This is a genomic window from Allobosea sp. LjRoot90 (genome assembly GCF_964254315.1).
In the GTDB taxonomy this organism is placed as follows: domain Bacteria; phylum Pseudomonadota; class Alphaproteobacteria; order Rhizobiales; family Beijerinckiaceae; genus Allobosea.
The window spans coordinates 465394-486957 of sequence record NZ_CAXUTF020000004.1; the positions used below are offsets into that span (position 1 = coordinate 465394).

The window sequence follows — 21564 nt, forward strand, 5'->3', positions numbered from 1 at the left end:
ATGATCAATTATCGGAATTTTTGAAAAGAATGGCGCGCCCGACATGAACCGCGCCGGGTTTGTCGGAGGCTCCAACTCCTGAGAAGGTGGAGCCATGACGAGCAAGACGACGAACAAGTTTTCGCCTGAGGTGCGTGTCCGCGCGGTGCGGATGGTGCTGGACCACGAGGGCGAGCATCCGTCCCGTTGGGCAGCGATCATGTCGATCGCGGCCAAGATCGGCTGCACGGCGCAGACGCTGAACGAGTGGGTCAAGAAGGCTGAGGTCGATAGCGGCCGCAAGCCCGGTCTGACGACGGACATGGCGGCCAAGCTCAAGACGCTGGAGCGCGAGAACCGGGAGCTTCGACAGGCCAACGAGATCCTGCGCAAGGCATCGGCGTATTTTGCCCAGGCGGAGCTCGACCGCCCGTTCAAGCGATGATCGCTTTCATCGACGATCACCGCAGAGCCTATGGGGGCGAGCCGATTTGCAGAGTGCTGCCGATCGCCCCGTCAACCTACCACGCCCATGCCTCCCGGCGTGGCGATCCGACCAAACTCTCGATCCGGGCGAGGCGCGATGCTGTCCTGTTGCCGGAGGTCCAGCGGGTTTTTGACGAGAACTTCCAGGTCTATGGCGTGCGCAAGGTCTGGCGGCAGATGAAGCGAGAAGGGCGCCAACTCGCTCGCTGCAGGCCCTGCATGAGCGACGGCCCGTCCATCGCGGCGGCCTCGTGCATCATTCCGACAGGGGGTCTCAATACGTCAGCATTCGATACACCGAGCGCCTCGCCGAAGCCGGTATCGAGCCCTCTGTCGGCAGCGTCGGCGACTCTTACGACAACGCTCTCGCCGAGACGATCAACGGCCTCTACAAGGCGGAACTCATCCACCGGCGCGGACCCTGGCGTAGCTTCGAGGCCGTCGAGTTCGCCACGCTGACTTGGGTCGACTGGTTCAACAATCGCCGGCTGCTGGAGCCGATCGGCAACATCCCGCCGGCCGAGGCTGAGGAACGCTACTACGCCATGCTGGATGAGCCAGCCATGGCAGCGTGACACAAACGAAGTGGCCTCCGACAAACCCGGCGCGGTTCAGAACGAAGGTAGCGCTGATCTATAAACGCACCGGCAATCTGCGCGCATGCCAGCTTCTCCTAGGCCATACGAAGCTGGAAAGCACCGTGCGCTACCTCGGCATCGAGGTTGACGATGCGCTTCTCCTTTCGGAGCAAATGGACCTATGACCTCAGGTACGGCGGGGTGACCGCCGCGCTAATTTGGCGATTCGGTCAACGGCAAGCTTGGGTGGAGAGCGGAAGTTCGGCGGTACACTCAGTTTCTGCCGAGCGATCGAAGCCTGCCGGCTGGCGTATTGACACCGGGCGAAAGCCTGGCTGCCTGAGCGTTTGACCGCAGCTTATCCGCAGCGCCATTCAACCCACTCAGGGCAAGCCCGCAGCGCCGTCGCGAGCGAGAACAGGACGGTCGCGCCACGACCGCCTCTGCTGGGCGAGTTGTAGCTCAGCGGCGCAGCGACGGTGATGCCAGCCTCGACCGAATCGTTGAGCTGCAGGCGCACGCCACCGCCCGCCGCGGAGAGCGACTGCACGATGTCCTTCGGCGCCGCATAGCTGCGGACTGCTCCGCCCTCGACGAAACCGAAAAGCTGCACGTTCTTGAGGAAGGACAAGCCGGGCCGGTAGTCGTAGCGCAGCTCGGCCGAGCCAGCGATGCCGTTGTCGCCGGCGAGCCAGCCGCTTTGGAAGGCGCGTCCGAAGGCGCCGCCGCCGAGATAGAACTGCTGCGAGATCAGCAAGGCCTCGGAGCTGACCTGACCAGAAGCAGCGAGCTTCATCGACCAGTTGTCACCCAAGCCCTGATAGCGCGTGAGCGCACCTTGTACCACGTAGAAGTCGCCCGAGCCATCGAACCGCGAAAGCCGCGGATCGTAGCGGCGTGAGGCGCCGTCGATGCCCAGGCCCTTGCGCAGGGCCAGCGTGGCGTAGGTCGTGCCCTGCCAGTCGTCGCGGAGGCGATAATCAGCCGACAGGCTCGCGATCCGCAGGCGGTCGCGATAGTTGATACCGAAAACGCTCTCCTCGACGATGTTGCTGATGCCGAAACTGGCGGTCAGCGAGAGCGAGTGCCGCTGTGTCTGCAGCGCGACGACCGTCGCGCGGGCCTCCAGGTTTTCGGCATCGGTCCGAACGCGGTCGAAACGGCGCAGATCGCCGGGCCAGACGACGCTGCGCGACGCCGAGACGCCGGCTCGCATCCAATCGCTGCCGAGCGGCGCATCATAGGAGATGCGGCCGTAGCGGAGCTCCTGCGTCGAGCCAGGCACGGACGACAGATTCACCGCGAGCGTGTCGCCGGGGATGAGCAGCGAATTCAGCGCAGCACCGAAATAGGCCTGCCATGGGCCGACGGCATTGGAGGCGCCATTGTCGATGCCTGCCGCGACGAACACACTCCAGCTGTCGAGGATCACGGTCAGGCGGAACCGTCCGCTGCCGCTGCCGATCTCCTCCAGCGTGGTGTCCTTGACACGCACGCCCGGCAGGTCGTTGACGAGCAGGAGCTGACGCTCGAGCGTCGCCAGTCTGGCCGGCGTCTCCTCGGTGATGGGCGCCAGCATGCGGCGTGTGCCGAAGCGATTGGCCTCGTCGCCCTGCACCACAAGCTCGGCGACGGTGCCAGTAATGATCCTGATGGAGACGATGCCGCCCTTGATGTCCTGAGGCGGAATGATCGCGCGTGTCAGGTGATAGCCGGCGTCGCGATGGAGCTTGCTGATCTCGCCTGCGAGAGCGACGAGACCTGCTTGCGAGATCGGCTTGCCGAGCCTGTCCTGATAGGCGACGTCAATATCGCCGGAGGCGAGCGGGCTGCCGCCTTCTATCCTCACTGCTGCAAGCGTGAACAATGCCCGCTCTTCGCCACCCGGTTGATCGGGCGCGGACCTGGCAGTGGGAACGGAAATCTCGTTCCGCGTTTCCTGCAGTCGATCGACGCGCCGCTGCTCGAAGCCCTGATCGATCGGCTGGATGGGCGGAGCCGGGCGGCGGTCGCTCTGGGCGTCCGCTGGTCCGATCAATGCCGGCGCGCAACTGAACAGCAGGAATATCGCCGCCTGCAGGCTACCATCGGATAGCCCGCCCCCTCGCCGCCAAGCCATCTTGAACATGCATCCGCTTGCTTGTTGGGCATTCGCCCAGCCTTCCCGCCCAAAAACGGTAAACAGACGTAGTTAATGAGCGCTTAATCCGACCTTCTGTTTCTGAGCGTCACGCTAAGTCACCATTCAGAACTGCCTGCTAGAACGCGGTATAGCCGGCTTCTCACGACCTCCAGAACGGAGACCGCCCACCCATGCTGCGAGCGACCCGCATCCTCCTCGCCGCGGGCCTTTGGGCCCTTTTGCTTGCGTTGAGCCCAACCCAGGCACTGGCCCAGGACAATATCTGGCAGGTCAGCAAGGTCTCGGGTGAAGTTTGGATTGCTGGCTCCGGGGTGCAGCAGGTGTCGCTCGGCCAGGCGACGATGCTCAAGCCGGGCGACACGATCCGGACCGGGCGCAACGGCCGCGTCCTGCTGGTGCGCGGGGCAGAGAGCATGCTGATCTCTGCCAATTCGCAGGTCGCCGTGCCGATGACGACCGGCTCGGGCCGTTCGACGATCCTCCAGCAGGCAGGTTCAATCCTGCTCGACGTGGAAAGGCGGAACGTCCAGCATTTCGAAGTCGAGACCCCCTTTCTCGCGGCCGTCGTCAAGGGCACGCAGTTCCGTATCACCGTGACGTCCGGCAGCGCGAAGGTCGATGTCCAGCGCGGTCAGGTCCAGGTCTCCGATTTCCGCTCAGGCCAGTTCGTGCTGGTCCAGCCCGGGCAAGCCGCCAGCGTCGCAGGAAGCGGAGCAACCGGCCTCAGGCTCTCGGGCACCGGACAATTCAATCCGACCCAGCAGGGAGCGCCGCGCTCGCCCTCGATCCGCCCCATTTCCGTTCCGCGCGACGGCTTGCCACCGCCTGCCGGAGCGGGCCGGGAGGAGCGCCGGGCCGGTGGCGGCGAAGGTTCGGGCCGAGCCGTTTCCGTCAGTGGCGGAACCGTGCGCATCGGTGCGACATTGGGCGAGGCCAAGCTCAACGTTCATGCGGCGACCAAGGGTTTGGCACGTAACGCGGGCGACGGCGTCGCCGCACATGGACGCGGGCAAGCCACGTTCTGGTCGACTGGAGAGCTTTCGCCAGCCGGCGCCTCGAACAACGGCCAGCGGACCGGAAATCCAGAGACTGCCAAACCGGACGGCACGAAAGCTTCGAACGTCAATGGCCAGGCGAACCGTAGCGCCAACGGCGTGGGCGCCTCCGGGAAGGGCGACGGCAACGGCACAACGAAAGTCGTCGGGATCGGCAACGGCAATGCCGGCGGGAACGGCAATGGCAACGCCGGCGGGAACGGCAACGGCAATGCTGGCGGGAATGGCAATGGCAACGCCGGCGGGAACGGCAACGGCAATGCCGGCGGGAATGGCAATGGCAATGCCGGCGGGAACGGCAACGGCAACGCCGGCGGGAATGGCAATGGCAACGCCGGCGGGAACGGCAACGGCAATGCCGGCGGGAACGGCAACGGCAACGCCGGCGGGAACGGTAATGGCAATGCCGGCGGGAACGGCAACGGTGGCTTGAATCTTGGCTTGAACCTGGGTGTCGTGAACGTTGGGGTGAACCTAGGCGGGAATGGCGGCGGGAATTCTGGACGCTGATCCAATTGACGGAATGGTCAGCTTTTCTGCGCTAGGGTCGGGTCGATTGACCTTGAAGCCCGACAGGGTGGCAGACGGACGTGACGCTGTATCGGCCCCACCTCGTTGCATTCGGGTTGCTTGCACTGGTCTGGCTGGCTGGCCTGCCGACGGCTCTCGCGGATCTCATCGGCGACAAGCGCTCTCTCTGGCCAAAGCGTCCGGCCAGCGAAAGCATCGCACTGGTCGAGATCGATGCGCCTTCGTTGGCGCGGATCGGTGTCTGGCCGTGGCCGCGCCACCACCATGCCAGGCTGATCGAGCAGCTTGAAGCGGCGGGCGCGACCGAGATCTTTTTCGACATCGACTTCAGCGCCCGCTCCAACCCGGCGGATGACGCGGCTTTTGCACAGGCGTTGGCGAAAGCGGGCGGCTCCGTCGTGCTGGCGACCTTTCAACAGCGAGCCGGTGACCTCAGCCGCGGGGTGACATTGCATGTGAACCGGCCCTTGCCGGAATTCGCCGCTCACAGCTGGCCGGCCGTGGTCAATGTCCTGCCCGAAACGGACGGACTGGTTCGTCGCTATGGCCTCGGCGCACGCATTGGCGGGGAGTTCCTGCCCTCGTTCGGCGCGTTGCTGGTCGCTCGCCATGACGAGCAGGGCCCATCGTTCCACATCGATTTCAGTATCAGAACCGATACGATTCCGACTGTATCCTACACCGCGGTGCTCGATGGCGAGCCACAGGCGCTGGCACGGCTCAAGGGACGCAAGGTCATCGTCGCTGGAACGGCCGTCGAGTTGGGCGACCGTTTCAACATCCCCAACGGCCGCGTCATCCCGGGCTCCATGCTGCAATTGCTGGCCGCTGAGTCGCTGCTGCAGGGCCGCGACCTGCAACCCACCGGCCTGCCGCTTTCGGTCGTCGGAATTCTCGCCATTCTCGGGGGAATGGTTCTGCTGTGGCGGCGAACCAGCGCAAAAACGCGCGTCGCGGTCGTGCTGTTGACGGCGGCCTCACTGGAGGTCGGCGCGCTCGTCATCCAGGCGCAGTGGCCGATCATCGTGGACACAAGCAGCTGGCACCTCCTGCTCAGCGCCTATCTGATCGCCATCGCGCTTGATGAAATCGACTTGCGTGGGCTGCTGCGCGGCATCGCCGAGCGGCGCTTCCAACGGATTGCGATGTCGCTTGGCGACGGGCTCGCTTGCCTTGATGATCAGGGGCGCATCGTCTTCTGGAATCCGGGCGCGGCCAGAATTTTTGGCTATCCGGAAGCGGAGGCACTTGGCAGGCCCTTCACCGCCTGCCTGGCCGACTCAGGCGATTTCGCTTCGGCACAGTTCGCCCGCCTGCGGGATACGGCGGCGACGGAGGCTGCTGACGATCACGTTCTGGACCTTGTTGGCCTCAGACGCAGCGGCGAGCGCTTCGCCTTGGAGGCGAGCATCTCCAGCTGGAAAGGTACCGATGGGCTGCAACTCGGCATCGTCCTGCGCGACATCACCGTCAAGCAACGCGAGCGCGAGCGGATTCGCTATCTGGCCGAGCACGACGACCTGACGGGGTTGCTCAATCGACATACGCTAGGTCAGCGCCTCTCGGCGGAGTCCGATAACGGCGACGCACCCGCATTGGCGGTGCTCCTGATCGGCATCGACCGCTTTCACCACTACAGCGACATCCACGGTCGTGAATTTGGCGATCAGGTCCTCGTCGCATTCGCCGAGAGGCTGCGCGCGGTGGTGCCTCCGAACACCAAAATTGCACGCTTTGCCGATGACGAGTTTGCCCTGATCGTGCCGAAGGAATTCGCTGCGGCAGTGGCAGATGACGTCGCGCGTGATTTTGGATCCGCGGCGCTCGTCTTCGGCGAATGGCGCCAGCGTGTGGCGGTGCGCATCGGCTACGCCCTCGCCGAACCGGGCTGGAGCGCCGATCATTTGATTGGCAACGCCCATCTTGCGCTGGAAGCGGCAAAAACGGCCCACGACGAGGAGCCGGTCAGCTTCACAGCTTCCATGCGGGACAGGATCGCGTCACGACTGACGCTCGAAGCCGAGCTTCGCCTCGCCCTCGAGAGAAGCGAGTTCGAGCTGTTCTATCAACCGCAATTGCAGCTGTCGGATCAGAGCGTGATCGGGGCTGAGGCCTTGATCCGCTGGCGCCATCCGGGGCGGGGCCTGATACCGCCAGGGCAATTCATCCCGGTTCTCAACAACTCTCCCCTGTCAGATGCGGTTGCGAATTGGGTTTTGGCCACGGCCTGCCGACAGTCCCGGCAATGGCAGAAGGCGGGCACGCCGATCCGTGTCGGCGTGAACCTGTCGCCCTCGCAGCTGCAAGGCAGCGACTTGCAGGACACAATCGCCGCACTGCTCGAAGAAACCGGGCTCGCCCCGGAATTGCTCGAACTGGAAGTAACCGAAGACATTCTGATCGAGGATGCCGAAAACGCCCAGAGGACGTTCCGGGAGATCCGGGCGCGCGGCGTCAAGATCGCCTTCGACGATTTCGGAACGGGCTATGGCAGCCTGAGCTACCTCAAGACGTTCCCGCTCGACACGCTGAAGGTCGACCAAACCTTCGTGCGCCACCTGCTGAATGACAGCGGCGATGCCGCCATCGTCCGTGCGACGATCGATCTCGGCCATTCGCTGGGCCTGTCGGTCATCGCCGAAGGTATCGAGGATGGCGAAACCGCCAATTGCCTTAAGGGCATGGGATGCGACGAAGGGCAGGGCTACTATTTCGGCCGGCCACTTCCTGCGGCTGAATTCGAACAGCAGTTTCTGGCGCAGCGACACGTCGCCTAGTTCGGATCGGCCTTCTGATCGAGCGAAGTTGTAAACACGCCTTGGCGCAGCGCGGTGCGCTTAAGAACGCCTTCGAATAGGTGAAGGCTGGCTCTTGGCATGTCAGCATTGAACGTCCGGTGTTGGGCAGTACGCCAACTTCCGCTCCCGGCGCATTTCACCCGGAGAAGCGGCGAGCATTTGTGGCCCTGAAGCAAGAGTCAGCGCGAGCGCCTCGTGCTCGATCCCAGCGCGATCACGCCGGCGGTCAAGCGGCTGGAGGTGGCGGGTTTCCTTAGCCGTGGCGCAGCACGGTCGACGAGCGCTTGGTCGAGGTCCACCTGACCGCGAAGGGCCACGAGCTTCATCCCAAGACGGTCTGCCTAACCGACGCCCTCCTGCGCCATTCCGGCCTCGAGATACCCCGGATGATCGAGCTCAACAGAACCGTTCAGGCCCTCAGAAAAGGCATATGCGGCGCAACCGACGGGCAGCAGGCGATGCCTGAAACCGGGGGAACAGGCGCATCCGGTGCGCTTGCCGTCCCACGCTCGCTGGCGCCGGATTGTGCAGGATGCATCGAAAAGCGACCAGGGCGCAGTGAAGCCGCGTTTCGCGAGCATCATCAAAATGGGAAAGTGTGGACGGAACAGCGCAAGCTGCTTACCTATTGCTTACCCGGCTTGCATTCCGAGTAGCGCGAACTTTCACAAGTTACTGATTTTATTGGCGCGCCCGACACGATTCGAACGTGTGACCTTTGCCTTCGGAGGGCAACGCTCTATCCAGCTGAGCTACGGGCGCAAACCGTGCAGGCTGGATAGCTGATCCCAGCTGGTTCGGCAACGAGGGAATTTGCGGGAGCGGTTCTCGTCTCCCGCAGTCCGCTTCTAGACCTGTTCCTCCTTGGGCCGGGTCGATGGCCGCAGGCGCTCGCGCAATCCCTGGAAGACGACATAGAGCGCCGGGATCACGAAGATGCCGAGGAAGGACGCGAACAGCATGCCGCCGAAGACGGGCGTGCCGACATCGCGCCTTGCGAGCTTCGATGGCCCTTCCGCGATGACGAGTGGCAGCAGGCCGAGGATGAAGGCGAAGGAGGTCATCATCACCGGGCGGAAGCGCAGCCGCGCGCCTTCCGTCGCCGCATACAGGAGTGGGTGTCCCTTCTCGCGCAGCTCCTTGGCGAACTCGACGATCAGGATGCCGTTCTTGGCGGCGAGGCCGATCAGCACGACGATGCCGATCTGGGCATAGAGGTCGAGCGTCAGCTTGGCGATGACGATCGCGACGAAGGCACCGAGCACGGCGACCGCCACCGAGAGCAGCACCGGCACAGGGATGGTCCAGCTTTCATAGAGCGCGACGAGGAAGAGGTAGGCGAAGAGCAGCGCGAAGGCGAGGATCATCCCCGTCTGTCCCTCGGCCCGCTTCTCCTGGAAGGAGACGTCGGTCCATTCGCCGCGATAGCCGGTCGAAAGCGTCTTGGCCGCGACCGTCTCCATCGCCTTCAGTGCCTGGCCGGAGGAGACGCCCGGCGCCGGCGAGCCCTGCAGTGTCACTGCAAGGCGGTTGTTGTAGCGGATCAGGGCTTGCGGGCCGACGACGACCTTGGCCTCGACGAAAGAGCGCAGCGGGACCATGTCGCCCGAGCGGCTGCGGACATTGATGCGGTAGATGTCGTTGACCGAGGCGCGATCGGTGCCCTCGGCCTGGACCTGAACCTGCCAGGTCCGGCCGAACAGGTTCATGTCGTTGACATAGTAGCCGCCGAGCGAGGCCTGCAGGGCCTGGAAGACGTCGCTCAGCGCGACGCCGAGAATCTGGATCTTGTCGCGGTCGATGTCGAGATAGATCGACGGCGCCGAATCCGAGAAGGTCGAGAACACCCGCCGCAATTGCGGGTCCTGGTTGGCGGCGATGGTGAGGCCGCGCAGCGTTCGGCCGAGCGCCTTGGGATCGGATGAGCCCATGTCCATCAGGACGTAGCTGAAGCCGCCGCCACTGCCGAGGCCGATGATCGGCGGGGGCGCGACCGGCACCACCGTGCCGTCGCGCACTGCGCGGAATTTCTGCGCCAACCGGGCGATGACCGCTGAAGCCGAGTCCTCCGCGCCTTTGCGCTCGTCGAACGGCTTCAGCGTCACCACGAAGAAGCCGGCATTGGGCTGGGAGTAGTTGTCGAGGAAGTTGAGGCCGATGATCGTGGAATAGTCCGCGATCGCCTTCTCGCTCTTCAGGATGCCCTCGACCTCGGCGGCGAGCGTCGATGTCCGTCCGATCGAGGCGCCGTCGGGCAATTGGGCGACGACGAAGAAGGCGCCCTGGTCGTCCTCCGGCAGGAAGCCGGTGGGGGTGATGCGCCCCATCGCATAGATGCCGGCGCCGAAGGCGGCGGTCAGCGCGAGACTGATGAGCGAGACGCGCACGAGGCGCGCCACGCCGGCACCATAGCGGTCGCGCGTCCAGTCGATGCCGCGCATGACGTAGCCGATCGGCCCGCGCCGCGGCCCGTGATGGCGCTTCAGCAGGATGGCGCAGAGCGCCGGCGACAGCGTCAGCGCGTTGATCGCCGAGAGCACCATCGCGACCGCGACGGTGACGGCGAACTGCCGGAAGAGCTCGCCGGAAATGCCGGGGATGAAGGCGACCGGGACGAAGACCGAGAGCAGCACCAGCGTGATCGCGATGATCGGGGCGACGATTTCGCCCATGGCGCGCTTGGTCGCCTCGGCCGGCGTCAGCTCGGGGTGCTCCTCCATCACGCGCTCGACATTCTCGATGACGACGATCGCGTCATCGACGACGATACCGATGGCGAGGACCACGGCGAGCAGCGAGACGGTGTTGGCGGAGTAGCCGATGGCGTTGAGCACGATGAAGGCGCCGATCAGGCTCACCGGCACGGCGATGGTCGGGATCAGCGTCGCGCGCAGATTGCCGAGGAACAGGTAGACGACGAGCACGACAAGGACGAAGGCCTCGATCAGCGTCTTCTGGACTTCGTGGATCGTGGCGGTGACGAAGGCGGTCGGGTCGTAAGTGACCTTCCATTCGAGACCTTCCGGGAAGGACTTCTGGAGGTCGCCGATCGTCTTCTTGACGGCGTCGAGGGCGGTGATCGCGTTGGCGCCGGGCGATTGATAGACGCCGATCAGCACGGCCGGGCCGCCGTTCAGCCTTGTGTCGCGATCGAGATTGGCGGCGCCGAGCTCGAGGCGCGCCACGTCCGAGAGCCGCAGCACCGAGCCGTCGGCATTGGTGCGCAGTACGATCTTGCCGAACTCCTCCGGTGTGCTCAGGCGGCCCTTGGTCTGGATGTTGAGCTGCAATTGCTGATCGTCGGAGATCGGGCGGGCGCCGATGCGCCCGACGGCCGCCTGCGCGTTCTGTGCCTGGATGGCGGCGATGATGTCGCCTGTGGTCAGGTTCAGCCCGGTCAGGCTGTCGGTGCGGATCCAGGCGCGGATGGCGTAGTCTTGCGCGCCGAACAGCGCGGCGTCGCCGACGCCCGGGGTCGAGCGGATCGCGTCGAGCAGGTTGATCGTGACGTAGTTCGAGACGAACAGGGTGTCGTAATTGCCCTTCGGCGCATAGACGGCGATGACGCCGAGCAGCGCCGACGACTTCTTCTTGACGACGACGCCGCTGCGCTGGGCCTCCTGCGGCAGCTTCGACAGGGCGATCTGGACGCGGTTGTTGACGTTGACGCTGTTGATATCCGGGTTGGTGCCGAGCTCGAACGAGACCAGCAGCGAATAGCTGCCGTCATTGCCGCTGACGCTCTTCATGTAGAGCATCTTGTCGGTGCCGACGATCTGGGCCTCGATCGGCTGCGCCACGGTCTGCTCGACCACGGCGGCCGAAGCGCCGGGATAGGAGGTCGTCACCGAGACCTGCGGCGGCACGATATCGGGATATTGCGCCACCGGGATCGCGAACAGCGACAGGAGACCTGCGATCGTCGTGACGAGCGCGATGACGATGGCCAGCCGCGGCCGGTCGACGAAGACGGAGCTCAGCATCGGTTCAGCTCCGGCCGGCCGGCGGTGTCACGGGCGAGGCCAGCACAGGCACACCCGGCCTCAGATTCTGCAGGCCCTGGATGACGATCTGCTCATTGCCGGCGAGCCCAGACTCGACGACGACATAGGAGCCGGCCTCGGCTCCGATCTTGACCCGCTTCGGCACCGCCTTGCCGTCCTCGACGGCAAAGACATAGGAGCCCTGCTGGTCGGCGATCAGCGCCGATTGCGGAACCAGCACCTTCTCCTCGCTCTTGTCGGCCTGAACGGCGACGCGCACGAGCGTGCCGTCGAGGAGCTTGCCCGTCGGGTTTGGCAGGGTGGCACGCACCAGCACGGTATCGGTGGCGCGCTCGACCGAGACGTCGACGAAGTCGACGCGGCCCTTCTGGTCGTAGGTCGAGCCATCCGAGAATTTGAGGCTGACGAGCGGGGCGGAGCCGTCGGCCGGCAGTCGGTTCGTCTTCAGCGCCAGGAATTCGCGCTGGCTGACCGGGAAGGTCACATACATCGGATCGTCGCTGACGATCTGCGCCAGCACGCCGCTATCGGGCCCGACGACATTGCCCTTGGTCAGCTTGGTGCGGCCGATGCGGCCAGCGATCGGCGCCTTGATCTCGGTGTAGCCCAGGTTGATCTGCGCGGTCTTCAGATTGGCGGCGGCGGTGGTCTCGTCGCCCTGCGCGCCCTTTTCCTCGGCGACGCGCTGGTCGCGGACCGCTACGGAGCCGGCATTGGTGCGCAGCAGGTCCTCGGCGCGCTGGCGCTGCAGGCTGGCGTTCTGCAGGGTGCCCTGGGCACGCTCCAGCGCGCCCTGCGCCTGCTCAACGGCGGCTTCGAACGGCGCGCGCTCGATGCGGAAGAGCGGCGTGCCCTCGGTGACGGTCGCGCCATCCTTGAACAGAACGTCCTCGAGATAGCCGGTGACGCGGGCGCGGATGTCGACGCGGTTGACGGCTTCGATGCGCCCGACGAAGTCGGCTGATTGCGTGATGGCGCGCTTCTCGGCGGTGACGGTGCCAACCGGGACGGCGGCCGGTGCAGGCTGCTGGGCGAGGGCGCTTGTTCCGGGTCCGAAGGCGAAGGCGGCCGCAAGCGCCAGGACGGGGAGATGCAAGGTCGAAGAGATCCGCTTCACGCGCGCCATCCGTGAACGCTCAGACATAGGCCACTCCTCTTCGCCGCCAACGCGCCGCCGCGATCGCAACTGCAGCGCGCATAACCCTATCCCGCGTCGATACTGAGCATATTCTGCCGGGAACGCTACGGTCTTGTTACGGCCCCCGATCGGGCGCGTCGGAATATTGTATGCGGCGCGGTGTGAAGGCACTCACGACCGCCCTGTCGAAGCTGTCGGCGCGGGCGAGATCCCAGTTGCGGCGATAGAAGGCGTGCTCGCAGTGTCCGCTCACCAGCTCGCCGGGTTCCAGAAAGACGTGGAGGTCGGAGAACAGCCGGATCTCGGTGACACTGACGCGGCGGACGAGGTGGTGCGGGCCGAGCTCCTCGGGATGGGTCAGGCCGGCGGCCGCAAGCATGTCGGCCAGCGCCGCTAGCGTGTTGGCGTGGAAGCGATGGACGCGCTGCGCCTTGTCCGGCACGACCAGCGCGCGCTGGCGGACGGCATCTTGCGTAGCGACGCCGGTCGGACAGCGATTGGTGTTGCAGGACAGGGACTGGACGCAGCCCAGCGCGAACATGAAGCCCCGCGCCGCATTCGCCCAGTCGGCGCCGATCGCGAGGACGCTGGCGATATCGAAGGCGCTGACGATGCGCCCGGCCACGCCGATCTTGATCCTGTCGCGCAGTCCCGCGCCGACCAGCACATTGTGGACGAAGAGCAGGCCCTCGCGCATCGGCAGGCCGATATGGTCGCTGAACTCGACCGGGGCGGCGCCGGTGCCACCCTCGGCGCCGTCGACGACGATGAAATCGGGCACGACGCCGCTCTCCAGCATCGCTTTCACCATCCCCATGAACTCCCAGGGGTGGCCGAGACAGAGCTTGAAGCCGACGGGCTTGCCGCCGGAGAGCTCGCGCAATTGCGCTATGAAGGCCATCATCTCCAGCGGGGTCGAGAAGGCGCTGTGGCTCGGCGGCGAGATGCAGTCGCGCCCGACCGGCACGCCGCGCGTCGTAGCGATCTCGGGCGTGACCTTCGGTGCCGGCAGGATGCCGCCATGGCCGGGCTTGGCGCCCTGGCTCAGCTTGATCTCGATCATCTTGACCTGGGCGTCGACGGCCTGCCGGGCGAAGCGCTCGGGATCGAAGCGGCCTTGTTCGTCGCGGCAGCCGAAATAGCCGCTGGCGACCTCCCAGACGATGTCGCCGCCGCCTTCGCGATGATAGGGGCTGATGCTGCCCTCGCCGGTGTCGTGGCTGAAGCGGCCGAGGCGCGCGCCGGTGTTGAGTGCCCGGATCGCATTGGCGGAGAGCGAGCCGAAGCTCATCGCCGAGATGTTGAAGACCGAGGCCGAGTAAGGCTGCCGGCACTGGTCGTTGCCGATGGTGATGCGGAAGCTCTCGGGATCGGAGACCGGGGCCGGCCGGGTCGAGTGGCCGATGAACTCATAGCCGTCGCGATAGACGTCGAGCAGCGTGCCGAACGGGTGATCGCCGGCGAGGTTCTTGGCCCGGCGATAGACCAGGGAGCGCTGCGAGCGCGAGAACGGCGCCGCTTCCTCGTCAGCCTCGAACAGATACTGGCGCAATTCGGGCCGGACCAATTCGGCGAACCAGCGGATATGGCCGATCACCGGATAATTGCGCCGGATCGCATGCTCGCTCTGGACGAGGTCCCAGAGCCCGAGCAGGGCCAGCATCGTCGCCAGCAGGCCCGGAATCCAGAGCCAGTGATAGTGGAAGGCCAGCGGAACCGCGACGAGCGCCACCAGAATGCAGAAGGCGAGGGTGGTGAAGCGGCTCAGTCGCAACGTCATATCCGACACCTGTCCGAACGAGATTATTCTCCTTCTAACCTCGGCAGGGCGGAAAGACGATCAGCGAAGGGCGGCGAGCCTTGCCGGCTAGGCGTGTCCGTAGGCATCGGCGCCGTCCTCGCCCGCCGCTTCCTGGCGATCGAAGGTTTCGAGCCAGCGCGACAAGCCCGGCAGCGGCGGACCCATCCGCAGCTGCCGTAATGCGACACGAACGGTGTGGCGGGCGAACTTGTTTGCTGGCTCCTGGAAGCTCGCCGGATTCGGATCGGCGCGGATCGCATCCAGAAGCGCCCGCTTCAGTGCTGTGAGCTCTGGATCGCCGGTGGCGGCGAGGAGTGCCTGGAAGCGCTCATGCGCCGAGGCATCCCAGGGTCGGGGCCGAGCCATGGCGTCCTTCAGCGGGTGGGCCGGCACGAGATGGGCAAAAGGCACGTAGCCCTCCGGAACCGGCTCGGTCGCCGCATGGGTGCGCCCGCTGCGCAGCAATTGCGGCAGGACATGGGTGTGCGGGCCTTCCGGGCTCTTGCCATCGGCCGGCGGGATCGGCTGGTAGACCTCGCAGCGACCGGCGCGCGCGATGAAGACGCGATGCGGTCCCTTCGCGACGATAGCTGCCATCGCCGGATTGCCGGCCTCGAACAGGCTCCTGCCGGCGACCGAGCGCAGGGTCGCGATCAGCTCGGGATCGCCGGTGCGGATGCAGATGTCGACCTGCAGCGTGCCGAGCCCCATGTCGAACAGGATGCCGGCGCGGTCCTGCGGCCGCAGCGCCGCTTGGTCGGAGCCGAGTTCGGTCAGGACGGTGCGCCGGTTCATCGCGCAGGCCGCTTCCGGCAGGCACAACGCGACGCGATGGCTCCAGCTTTGGCCGACCGCGGTCTCCGAAGCGAAGAGCCGGAGCTGCGAGAGATCGTCGAAGCCGATGCCACCGCGATCGGTGACCGCGAGGAGGCGGCCCGGCCCATCACTGATCACGACGGGCTCGCCTGGATCGCGCAGGAATTCGGCGATGGCGCCGAAGGTGCCGAGATTCCACTGCGTCGTCGCCGTCGCGAGTTCCTCGCGGATCAGGTTGGTCACCTCGTCTGCCATCATCGGCCGGATTCTCCGTGGTTCAGGGCTTGCCAGGGCAGGACGAAGTCTTCGCCGTCCCGCTTGCCGCGGGCGACTGCGATGCCGAAGGCGCGGGCGAGGTTGCCGTCGTCGAGCACGGCGGTGGGCGGACCGTCGGCGAGAATCCGACCTTGATCGAGCAGGACGAGCCGGTCACAGAAGCGCCCGGCGAGCGAGAGGTCGTGCAGCACGACGACGACGCCGGTGCCGGCAGCGGCGATCCGCCGGAACAGCGCCATCGCCTCGAGCTGATGGCGCGGGTCGAGCCCGACCAGCGGCTCGTCGGCGAGCAGCATTTCCGCCTCGACCGCTAGCGCCCGCGCCAGCAGCACGCGCATGCGCTCGCCGCCGGAGAGGCTGTCGAGGCTGCGCTCGCGGAAGGCGGTGGCATCGGTCGCGGCGAAGGCATTGGTGATCGCGGCACGATCGGCTTTGGTGAGCTCGGCGAAGGGGCGGCGATGCGGCAGGCGGCCGAGCGCGACGACCGCCTCCGCCCGCATCTGCCATTGCACGCTGCCGCCCTGAGCGAGGAAGGCGAGGCGCTGCGCGAGGGCGCGGCGCCCCAGCGTTCTGGCGGGTGCGCCGTCATAGAGGACTGTGCCGGCTGCCGGCGGCAGCAGGTCGGCGAGGATGCGCAACAAGGTAGTCTTGCCGGCACCATTGGCGCCGATCAGGCCGACGAGCTCGCCGGGGCGCAGTGAAAGGTCGATCCCGTCGAGGATCGGCCTGCCGTCGAAGGCGATCGCGATGCTTTCAGCTTCGATACGCATCACGCCTCCCGCCGCAGGCGCTGGATCAGGCTGAACAGGAAGGGCGCGCCGATCAGGGCGGTGACGACGCCGAGCTTGAGCTCGGGCCGGATCGGCATCAGCCGCAGCATCGTGTCGGCAGCGAGCAAGAGGATCGCCCCGCCAAAGCCGCTCACCAGCAGGAGCCGGCCGGGCCTGTGACCGACCAGCGGGCGCAGCAGATGCGGCACGACGAGCCCGACGAAGCCGATTGCGCCGGTGACGGCGACGGCGCTGCCGACCGCAAGCGCCGCCCCGCCGATCAAGCGCAGGCGCAGCCAGGTCAGGTCGAAGCCGAGGCTGCGCGCCGTGTCCTCGCCGAGGGTGAGGCCGTCGAGCGCTGGTGCGCTGGAGAGGAGCAGGGCCCAGCCGACCAGCATCAGCGGCAGCACCAGCCAGACATGGATCAGGCTGCGATCGGCGAGCGAGCCCATCAGCCAGAACACGATCTCCAGCGCGGCATAGGGATTGGGCGCCAGATTGAGCGCCAGCGAGGTCATCGCGCCGGCGAAGCTGTTGATCGCGACACCGGCGAGGATCAGCGTCATCGTGCCGGCGCCGCGGCCATTGAGTCCGAAGAGCAAAAGGACAGCGAGCAGCGCCCCGGCGATGCCGCCGAGCGGCAAAGCGAGCGCGAAGGCGCCGGCGAAGCCCGAATAGAATACGGTGACGGCGCCGAAAGCGGCGGCGCTGGAGATGCCGACGATGCCGGGCTCGGCCAGCGGATTGCGCAGCAGGCCCTGCATCGCGGCGCCGGCGAGGCCGAGGCTGAAGCCGACCAGCGCGCCCAGCATGGCGCGCGGCAGGCGCAATTCGACGAGCACGAGTGCAGGCAGGGTCGGTCGGCCCGCAAGCCAGTCGCCGAGCGCCGCGGGAAGGTCGAGTTCGGCATAGCCGACCGCGAGCGACAGCATGGCCATGGCGAACGTGGCGGCGGCCAAGAGGGCGACGAGCCGCCAATAGGACATCCGGTCGGATGCGGATGATGGCATGGCCGCGGTGCTCATGGTCTGGTTCCGGCGGATGTCGGCGCGGCCGCGTCGAGCAGCAATTCGATCGCGTCGATCACCGCCGGGCCGGCGCAGGTCCAGAGCTTCGACGGCAAAGCAACGAGCTTCAGCCGATCGCCGAGCCGGGCGAGGACCGGATGATGCAGGATCTCGTGCGCCAGCGAGGGCGGGCCGTCCGGCGTGGTGTTGAGGATCAGGATGTCGGCCTGGCCGAGGGCGACGGTTTCCAATGCGATCTGGCCGTAATTGTCGATGCCGAGCTCGGCGGCGAGGTTGGTCAGTCCCGCCGCCGTCAGGATCTCGTCGACGAGCGAGCCACGCCCGGTGGTGAAGCCGTTCGGACGCAGCACGATCGCGCGCGGACGAGCCGGGCGAGGGCGGTCCGCCAGCGCTGCCAGCCGCGCGTCGATCCCGGCGATCAGCGCTTCGCCGCGCCCAGGCTCGCCGAGCAGCTTCGCCATGTCGCGGATCTGCTGGCGCATCTCGGCGAGATTGCGCGGCACGCCGAATTCCCTGACCGGCGACCCGACGCGCTTCAGCAGCGCGACGGTTGAGCGCGTTGTATAGGCGCCGGCGATGACGAGATCGGGCTTCAGCGCGAGTACCTGCTCGACCAGGCCGTGATTGGCCGGAATCGTGCGGGCGAGCGCGGCCATGTTGGCGTTGCGCGGGTCCTGCGACAGCCAGATCACCGAGGCGATATGCTCTGGTGCTGCAAGACGCAGCACCAGTTCGTCGGTGCACATGTTGAGCGAGACGATGCGCTGCGGCTTTGCCGGCACATCGTCCGCACGGACGAGGCCGCCGGACGCCGCCAGCCAGAGGCTGAGCGCGAAGGCGGCCAGCCCCCTCATAGGCTCACCTTGATCCCGCCGAAGGCGCTGAGGCCCGGCACCAGGAAACCGACCGGGTTCTCGTAGCGCTTGTCGAACAGGTTATCGACGCGGCCGAACACGGTGAACCGGTCGTCGACCTTGTAGTCGGCGGCGAGATTGACGATGGCGGCGCCCGGCGCACGCAGGCGCGAGATCGAGAAGTCGCGATTCCCGTCCACGCGCTCGCCGAGATAGATCAATGTCGCCGACAGCGTCAGCTTTTCGATCGGCGTCCAGCTTGCGGTGACGCTGACCTTGTGGCGCGGCCGGCGCAGCAGCTCCTGGCGCGCGGTCTCGTCCTTGGCGAGGGTGAAGGTGTAGTCGGCGCGGACCTTGAACTGCGGCGTCAGCTCCAGCGCGGCGAAGGCTTCGACACCCTTGGTCGTGGCGCGCCCGATATTGGTATAGGAGGTGCGCGCCGCGTTGGTCATGATCAGGTTGTCGATGTCGTTGTGGAACCAGGTCGCGCCGAAGTTCACCTGCCCGTTCAAGAGCGGCTGCTCGAAGCCGACATCCCAGCCGCGGCTCTCCTCGGGCTTCAAATCGGGGTTGCCGTAGAAGTTGAAGGCCGGGCGTGAATCGCTGAAGCGCTCGCTCAGCGTCGGCGCCTTGAAGCCGGTGCCGTAGCTCGCCTTCAGCTTGGTTTCGCTGCCTGGCACGATGAAGACCGGTGCGATGCGATAGGTGGTGTGGCCGCCGAACTTGTCGTCGTGATCGTAGCGGATATTGGCGACGGTGAAGAAGCGGTCGGTCCAGTTCGACTGCAATTCGACGAAGGCGCCCTTGTTGCCGTTCGAGACGGTCTTGTTGGGCGTGTCGAAGCGCTCGGTCTCGTATTGCAGGCCCGCGACCAATGTCTGGCCCTGGGTGATCTTCAGATCGCCACGCCAGTCGAACTTGGTGCGCTCGCCGAGGTTCTCAGCTGGTAGACCGAGGATGCCGGCGGCGTTCGGCCGGCGGTTCGAGCGATCCTGATTGCTGTAGGACACGCCGAAGCGGTTGACGAAACGCCCCTCGAACGGATCCCAGACGACCTCGCCGCGGGTGAAGGCCTGGCGGTAGTTCTGGCTGGAATGGAAAGCGTCCGGCCGGCTCGGGAAGCCGGAATCGCTGGTGAAGAGCAACTGGCCGTCGATATAGCGGCCGACCCAGTTGACGCTCAGCGTGTCGGTCAGCCGGGCGCCGAGGCGGGCGGAATAGCTCCAGTTATCGTAGGAGTTGGGATTGCGGCGCCTACCCGCCGGAACCAGCCCGGGCGGGGTCACCGGCGTCGAATCCGCGCGGAAATGGCTGACGCCGAAGGCGTAGTCGAAGCGGTCATTGCCGCCGCTGAGGCCGATGCTCTGGTTGAAGGTGCCGTGGGAGCCGGCCTCGACGGAGGCTGTCACCTTGGGCGGGCCTTCGCCGCGCTTGGTGGTGATGGAGATGACGCCGCCGAGCGCATTGGCGCCATAGAGGCCGCTCTGGGGACCGCGCAGCACCTCGATCCGCTCGATATCGGTGGTCAGCATCTGGCCGAAATCGAAGGAGCGGTTCGGTGTCGAAGGGTCGTTCACCTCGATGCCGTCGATCAGGACCTTGACGTGGTTCGAGTTGGTGCCGCGCATGAAGACCGAGGTCAGCCCGCCCGGACCATTGGTCTGGACGAGATTGAGGCCAGGCACGGCGGCGAGCGCCTGCGGCAGGGTGCGGCGCTGCTGGTGCTCGATCTCCTTGGCGGTGACGACGGTGACGGAGCTGGCGATCTCCCTGGCCGGGGTCGGCACGCCCGTCGGGCTGACGACGAGCTCGTCCAGCGCGATCGGCTTCTCGCCCGATTGCGCCAGCGCCGCGAGCGGCGTCAGCATGGTCGAGGCGGCGAGCAGGGAGAAGACGAACGGGAAACACCCGCTCTTGGCGGGGCTGGGCAAACGGATCACGGTAAAACCTCGGCGGTAACGTCAGTGGCACGTCACCGCGAACGAGATAATCCGCTCCGCTCCCGCAAGCGGGCGCGCAAAGGCTTATCACCCATCAGCGGACCCCCGGCCGATGTGTTCGCGTGTGACCACGGCTGACGGCAGGTCTCCTGGCTCGCGGGTCACCGCCTTTCACCGCCTTCCCAGGTCCGAGGCCCCAGTGGCATATGGTGAAAGGCTCGCCGCTTACAGTTGCGGGGGCAGCCGCAGCATGAGGTGGCTAAGCCACCCGCACTGCGTTCCCTTTTGATCCCGTGAGGGAACCGTCGCGTTCACGACTAGGGCGGAAATGCGGCGGGGTCAATTCGGCCGGCCGATGCTGCCCTCGAATGGGCCTTCAGAAGCTGTAGGCCGCTTTCACCTTCACCAGATGCTGGCTGAAATTGGTGATGTCGAGATCGCCGGGCACACCCTTGGCCTTGCCGGCGATCTGGACATTGTAGGCGGCCGAGATGGCGAATTGCTTGGTCGCCTGCCAGAAGATGCCGGGGCCGGCGAAGGTGGCGTAGCCGGCGTCCTTGCCGAAGCCGAGCTCATTGTGACGGCGCTGATGGCGGACCTCGCCGCTGAGATAGAGCCCGTCGATCAGCTGCCAGGCGAGCGAGCCGCCGACCGTGAAGGTCGAGGAACGCAGATAGGGGCTCGGGCCCGTCCAGGTCAGGTCGTGCGAGAGGTTGAGCGCGGCGTAGAGCTTGCCGGGGACCAGCGTCTTGTCGGCAAAGATGCGGATGCCGGTGTTGTAGGTGGTGAAGTTGCCGGCGCCGCTTGGGTCGTTGCGGTTGAAGCTGGGGTCGACGACGACGGTCAGGCCGATGCCGTGCAAATCGCGTCCGAGCAGGCGGTATTTCATCTCGACGCCGGCGCCGAAGCTGCGGCTGTCGGCGCCCGTGCCGGCGATGGTGGCATCGGTATAGCCGCCGAGCAGATAGGGGCCGATCTCGAAGCAGGGGAAGAGCCCGTAGGAGCCCTGGAGCTGCAGGCCGTGCGCGGCCTGGCGGCCGTCGCGGACACCGAAGCCGCCGCCATAGGTCAGGCTCGCGCCGAAGGAGCCGACTTCGGCGACGTCCGAACCCGTCGTGAAGCCGAAGGCGTCGGTCGGGATGCCCTCGCTCTCGGTACAGGCCGAAAGCACGGGCGGCGCGACCGGCGCGCCCTTGCGCGAGGGCAGATCGGCAGCAAGCGCCGGCGAGAGCAGGCTTGAGACGGCAAGGGCGAAAGCGGCGGGCTTGAGCATGGCTGGCGATCCTGTTGATGAACCCACCCTACGCAAATGCGAATGAGTCGCAATATGAAATGATCGATCGCGGGATCATATCGTTACATTGTTG

The 21564-nt window shown here is 66.1% G+C and carries 13 protein-coding genes, 1 tRNA gene, 2 pseudogenes, 1 riboswitch and 1 other annotated feature; of the genes and pseudogenes, 5 read left to right on the forward strand and 11 right to left on the reverse strand.

Annotated features, from left to right (window positions below):
- Positions 1 to 94 precede the first annotated feature (94 nt).
- A pseudogene (locus tag ACSQ3M_RS17645) lies at positions 95 to 1040 on the forward strand (transposase).
- Positions 379 to 495: a sequence feature (AL1L pseudoknot), on the forward strand. (Overlaps the previous pseudogene by 117 nt.)
- Positions 1041 to 1078: 38 nt before the next feature.
- Positions 1079 to 1228, forward strand: a pseudogene (locus ACSQ3M_RS17650) (integrase); the annotation flags it as partial.
- Positions 1229 to 1401: 173 nt separating this feature from the next.
- Here the strand turns inward: ACSQ3M_RS17650 and ACSQ3M_RS17655 are convergent.
- On the reverse strand, positions 1402 to 2910 hold the full coding sequence (locus ACSQ3M_RS17655) for a ShlB/FhaC/HecB family hemolysin secretion/activation protein (protein WP_436151365.1): 1509 nt from the start codon (positions 2908 to 2910) through the stop codon (positions 1402 to 1404).
- 446 nt (positions 2911 to 3356) lie between these two features.
- On the opposite strand from ACSQ3M_RS17655, the gene ACSQ3M_RS17660 reads away from it, so the two are divergent.
- From ACSQ3M_RS17660 to ACSQ3M_RS17670, 3 genes are all read left to right on the forward strand, one after another.
- Complete coding sequence (locus ACSQ3M_RS17660) at positions 3357 to 4751, forward strand: FecR domain-containing protein (RefSeq protein WP_436151366.1); 1395 nt, start codon at positions 3357 to 3359, stop codon at positions 4749 to 4751.
- A gap of 80 nt (positions 4752 to 4831) precedes the next feature.
- Positions 4832 to 7549 carry an EAL domain-containing protein gene (locus ACSQ3M_RS17665; protein WP_436151367.1) on the forward strand — a complete coding sequence of 906 codons (2718 nt, stop codon included), beginning with the start codon at positions 4832 to 4834 and terminating at the stop codon, positions 7547 to 7549.
- Positions 7550 to 7854: 305 nt separating this feature from the next.
- A complete protein-coding gene (locus ACSQ3M_RS17670) occupies positions 7855 to 8226 on the forward strand; it encodes a hypothetical protein (RefSeq protein ID WP_436151368.1) in 372 nt (123 codons plus the stop codon).
- A gap of 29 nt (positions 8227 to 8255) precedes the next feature.
- Here the strand turns inward: ACSQ3M_RS17670 and ACSQ3M_RS17675 are convergent.
- From ACSQ3M_RS17675 to ACSQ3M_RS17720, 10 genes are all read right to left on the reverse strand, one after another.
- A tRNA-Arg gene (locus ACSQ3M_RS17675) sits at positions 8256 to 8332 on the reverse strand.
- Between the two features lie 86 nt (positions 8333 to 8418).
- Complete coding sequence (locus ACSQ3M_RS17680) at positions 8419 to 11553, reverse strand: efflux RND transporter permease subunit (protein ID WP_436151369.1); 3135 nt, start codon at positions 11551 to 11553, stop codon at positions 8419 to 8421.
- 4 nt (positions 11554 to 11557) lie between these two features.
- Positions 11558 to 12718 carry an efflux RND transporter periplasmic adaptor subunit gene (locus ACSQ3M_RS17685; protein WP_436151370.1) on the reverse strand — a complete coding sequence of 387 codons (1161 nt, stop codon included), beginning with the start codon at positions 12716 to 12718 and terminating at the stop codon, positions 11558 to 11560.
- A 109-nt stretch (positions 12719 to 12827) separates the two neighbouring features.
- Complete coding sequence (locus ACSQ3M_RS17690; protein ID WP_436151371.1) at positions 12828 to 14492, reverse strand: FMN-binding glutamate synthase family protein; 1665 nt, start codon at positions 14490 to 14492, stop codon at positions 12828 to 12830.
- Between the two features lie 87 nt (positions 14493 to 14579).
- Entirely contained in the window at positions 14580 to 15587 is a 1008-nt protein-coding gene (locus ACSQ3M_RS17695) for a DUF6925 family protein (protein WP_436151372.1), read from the reverse strand.
- The gene (locus tag ACSQ3M_RS17700) at positions 15584 to 16375 is read right to left on the reverse strand and encodes an ABC transporter ATP-binding protein (protein ID WP_436151373.1); all 792 of its coding nucleotides are present in this window, start codon (positions 16373 to 16375) and stop codon (positions 15584 to 15586) included. Before ACSQ3M_RS17700 ends, ACSQ3M_RS17695 begins: the two co-directional genes overlap by 4 nt.
- Positions 16375 to 17361: a FecCD family ABC transporter permease gene (locus ACSQ3M_RS17705; protein ID WP_436151551.1), complete on the reverse strand. Its 987-nt coding sequence runs from the start codon at positions 17359 to 17361 to the stop codon at positions 16375 to 16377. The genes ACSQ3M_RS17700 and ACSQ3M_RS17705 overlap by 1 nt, the downstream gene beginning before the upstream one ends.
- A gap of 35 nt (positions 17362 to 17396) precedes the next feature.
- Complete coding sequence (locus ACSQ3M_RS17710; RefSeq protein WP_436151374.1) at positions 17397 to 18257, reverse strand: ABC transporter substrate-binding protein; 861 nt, start codon at positions 18255 to 18257, stop codon at positions 17397 to 17399.
- The gene (locus ACSQ3M_RS17715) at positions 18254 to 20197 is read right to left on the reverse strand and encodes a TonB-dependent receptor plug domain-containing protein (protein ID WP_436151375.1); all 1944 of its coding nucleotides are present in this window, start codon (positions 20195 to 20197) and stop codon (positions 18254 to 18256) included. Before ACSQ3M_RS17715 ends, ACSQ3M_RS17710 begins: the two co-directional genes overlap by 4 nt.
- 122 nt (positions 20198 to 20319) lie before the next feature.
- A riboswitch (cobalamin riboswitch) is annotated at positions 20320 to 20519 on the reverse strand.
- Between the two features lie 54 nt (positions 20520 to 20573).
- Positions 20574 to 21470 carry a hypothetical protein gene (locus tag ACSQ3M_RS17720; RefSeq protein WP_436151376.1) on the reverse strand — a complete coding sequence of 299 codons (897 nt, stop codon included), beginning with the start codon at positions 21468 to 21470 and terminating at the stop codon, positions 20574 to 20576.
- Between the last annotated feature and the right edge of the window lie 94 nt (positions 21471 to 21564).

Coding starts and splice junctions, on each gene's coding strand:
- ACSQ3M_RS17660 (WP_436151366.1), top strand. CDS start 3,357: ATGCTGCGAGCGACCCGCATCCTCCTCGCCGCGGGCCTTTGGGCCCTT.
- ACSQ3M_RS17680 (WP_436151369.1), bottom strand. CDS start 11,553: ATGCTGAGCTCCGTCTTCGTCGACCGGCCGCGGCTGGCCATCGTCATC.
- ACSQ3M_RS17685 (WP_436151370.1), bottom strand. CDS start 12,718: ATGTCTGAGCGTTCACGGATGGCGCGCGTGAAGCGGATCTCTTCGACC.
- ACSQ3M_RS17690 (WP_436151371.1), bottom strand. CDS start 14,492: ATGACGTTGCGACTGAGCCGCTTCACCACCCTCGCCTTCTGCATTCTG.
- ACSQ3M_RS17695 (WP_436151372.1), bottom strand. CDS start 15,587: ATGATGGCAGACGAGGTGACCAACCTGATCCGCGAGGAACTCGCGACG.
- ACSQ3M_RS17700 (WP_436151373.1), bottom strand. CDS start 16,375: ATGCGTATCGAAGCTGAAAGCATCGCGATCGCCTTCGACGGCAGGCCG.
- ACSQ3M_RS17705 (WP_436151551.1), bottom strand. CDS start 17,361: ATGTCCTATTGGCGGCTCGTCGCCCTCTTGGCCGCCGCCACGTTCGCC.
- ACSQ3M_RS17710 (WP_436151374.1), bottom strand. CDS start 18,257: ATGAGGGGGCTGGCCGCCTTCGCGCTCAGCCTCTGGCTGGCGGCGTCC.
- ACSQ3M_RS17720 (WP_436151376.1), bottom strand. CDS start 21,470: ATGCTCAAGCCCGCCGCTTTCGCCCTTGCCGTCTCAAGCCTGCTCTCG.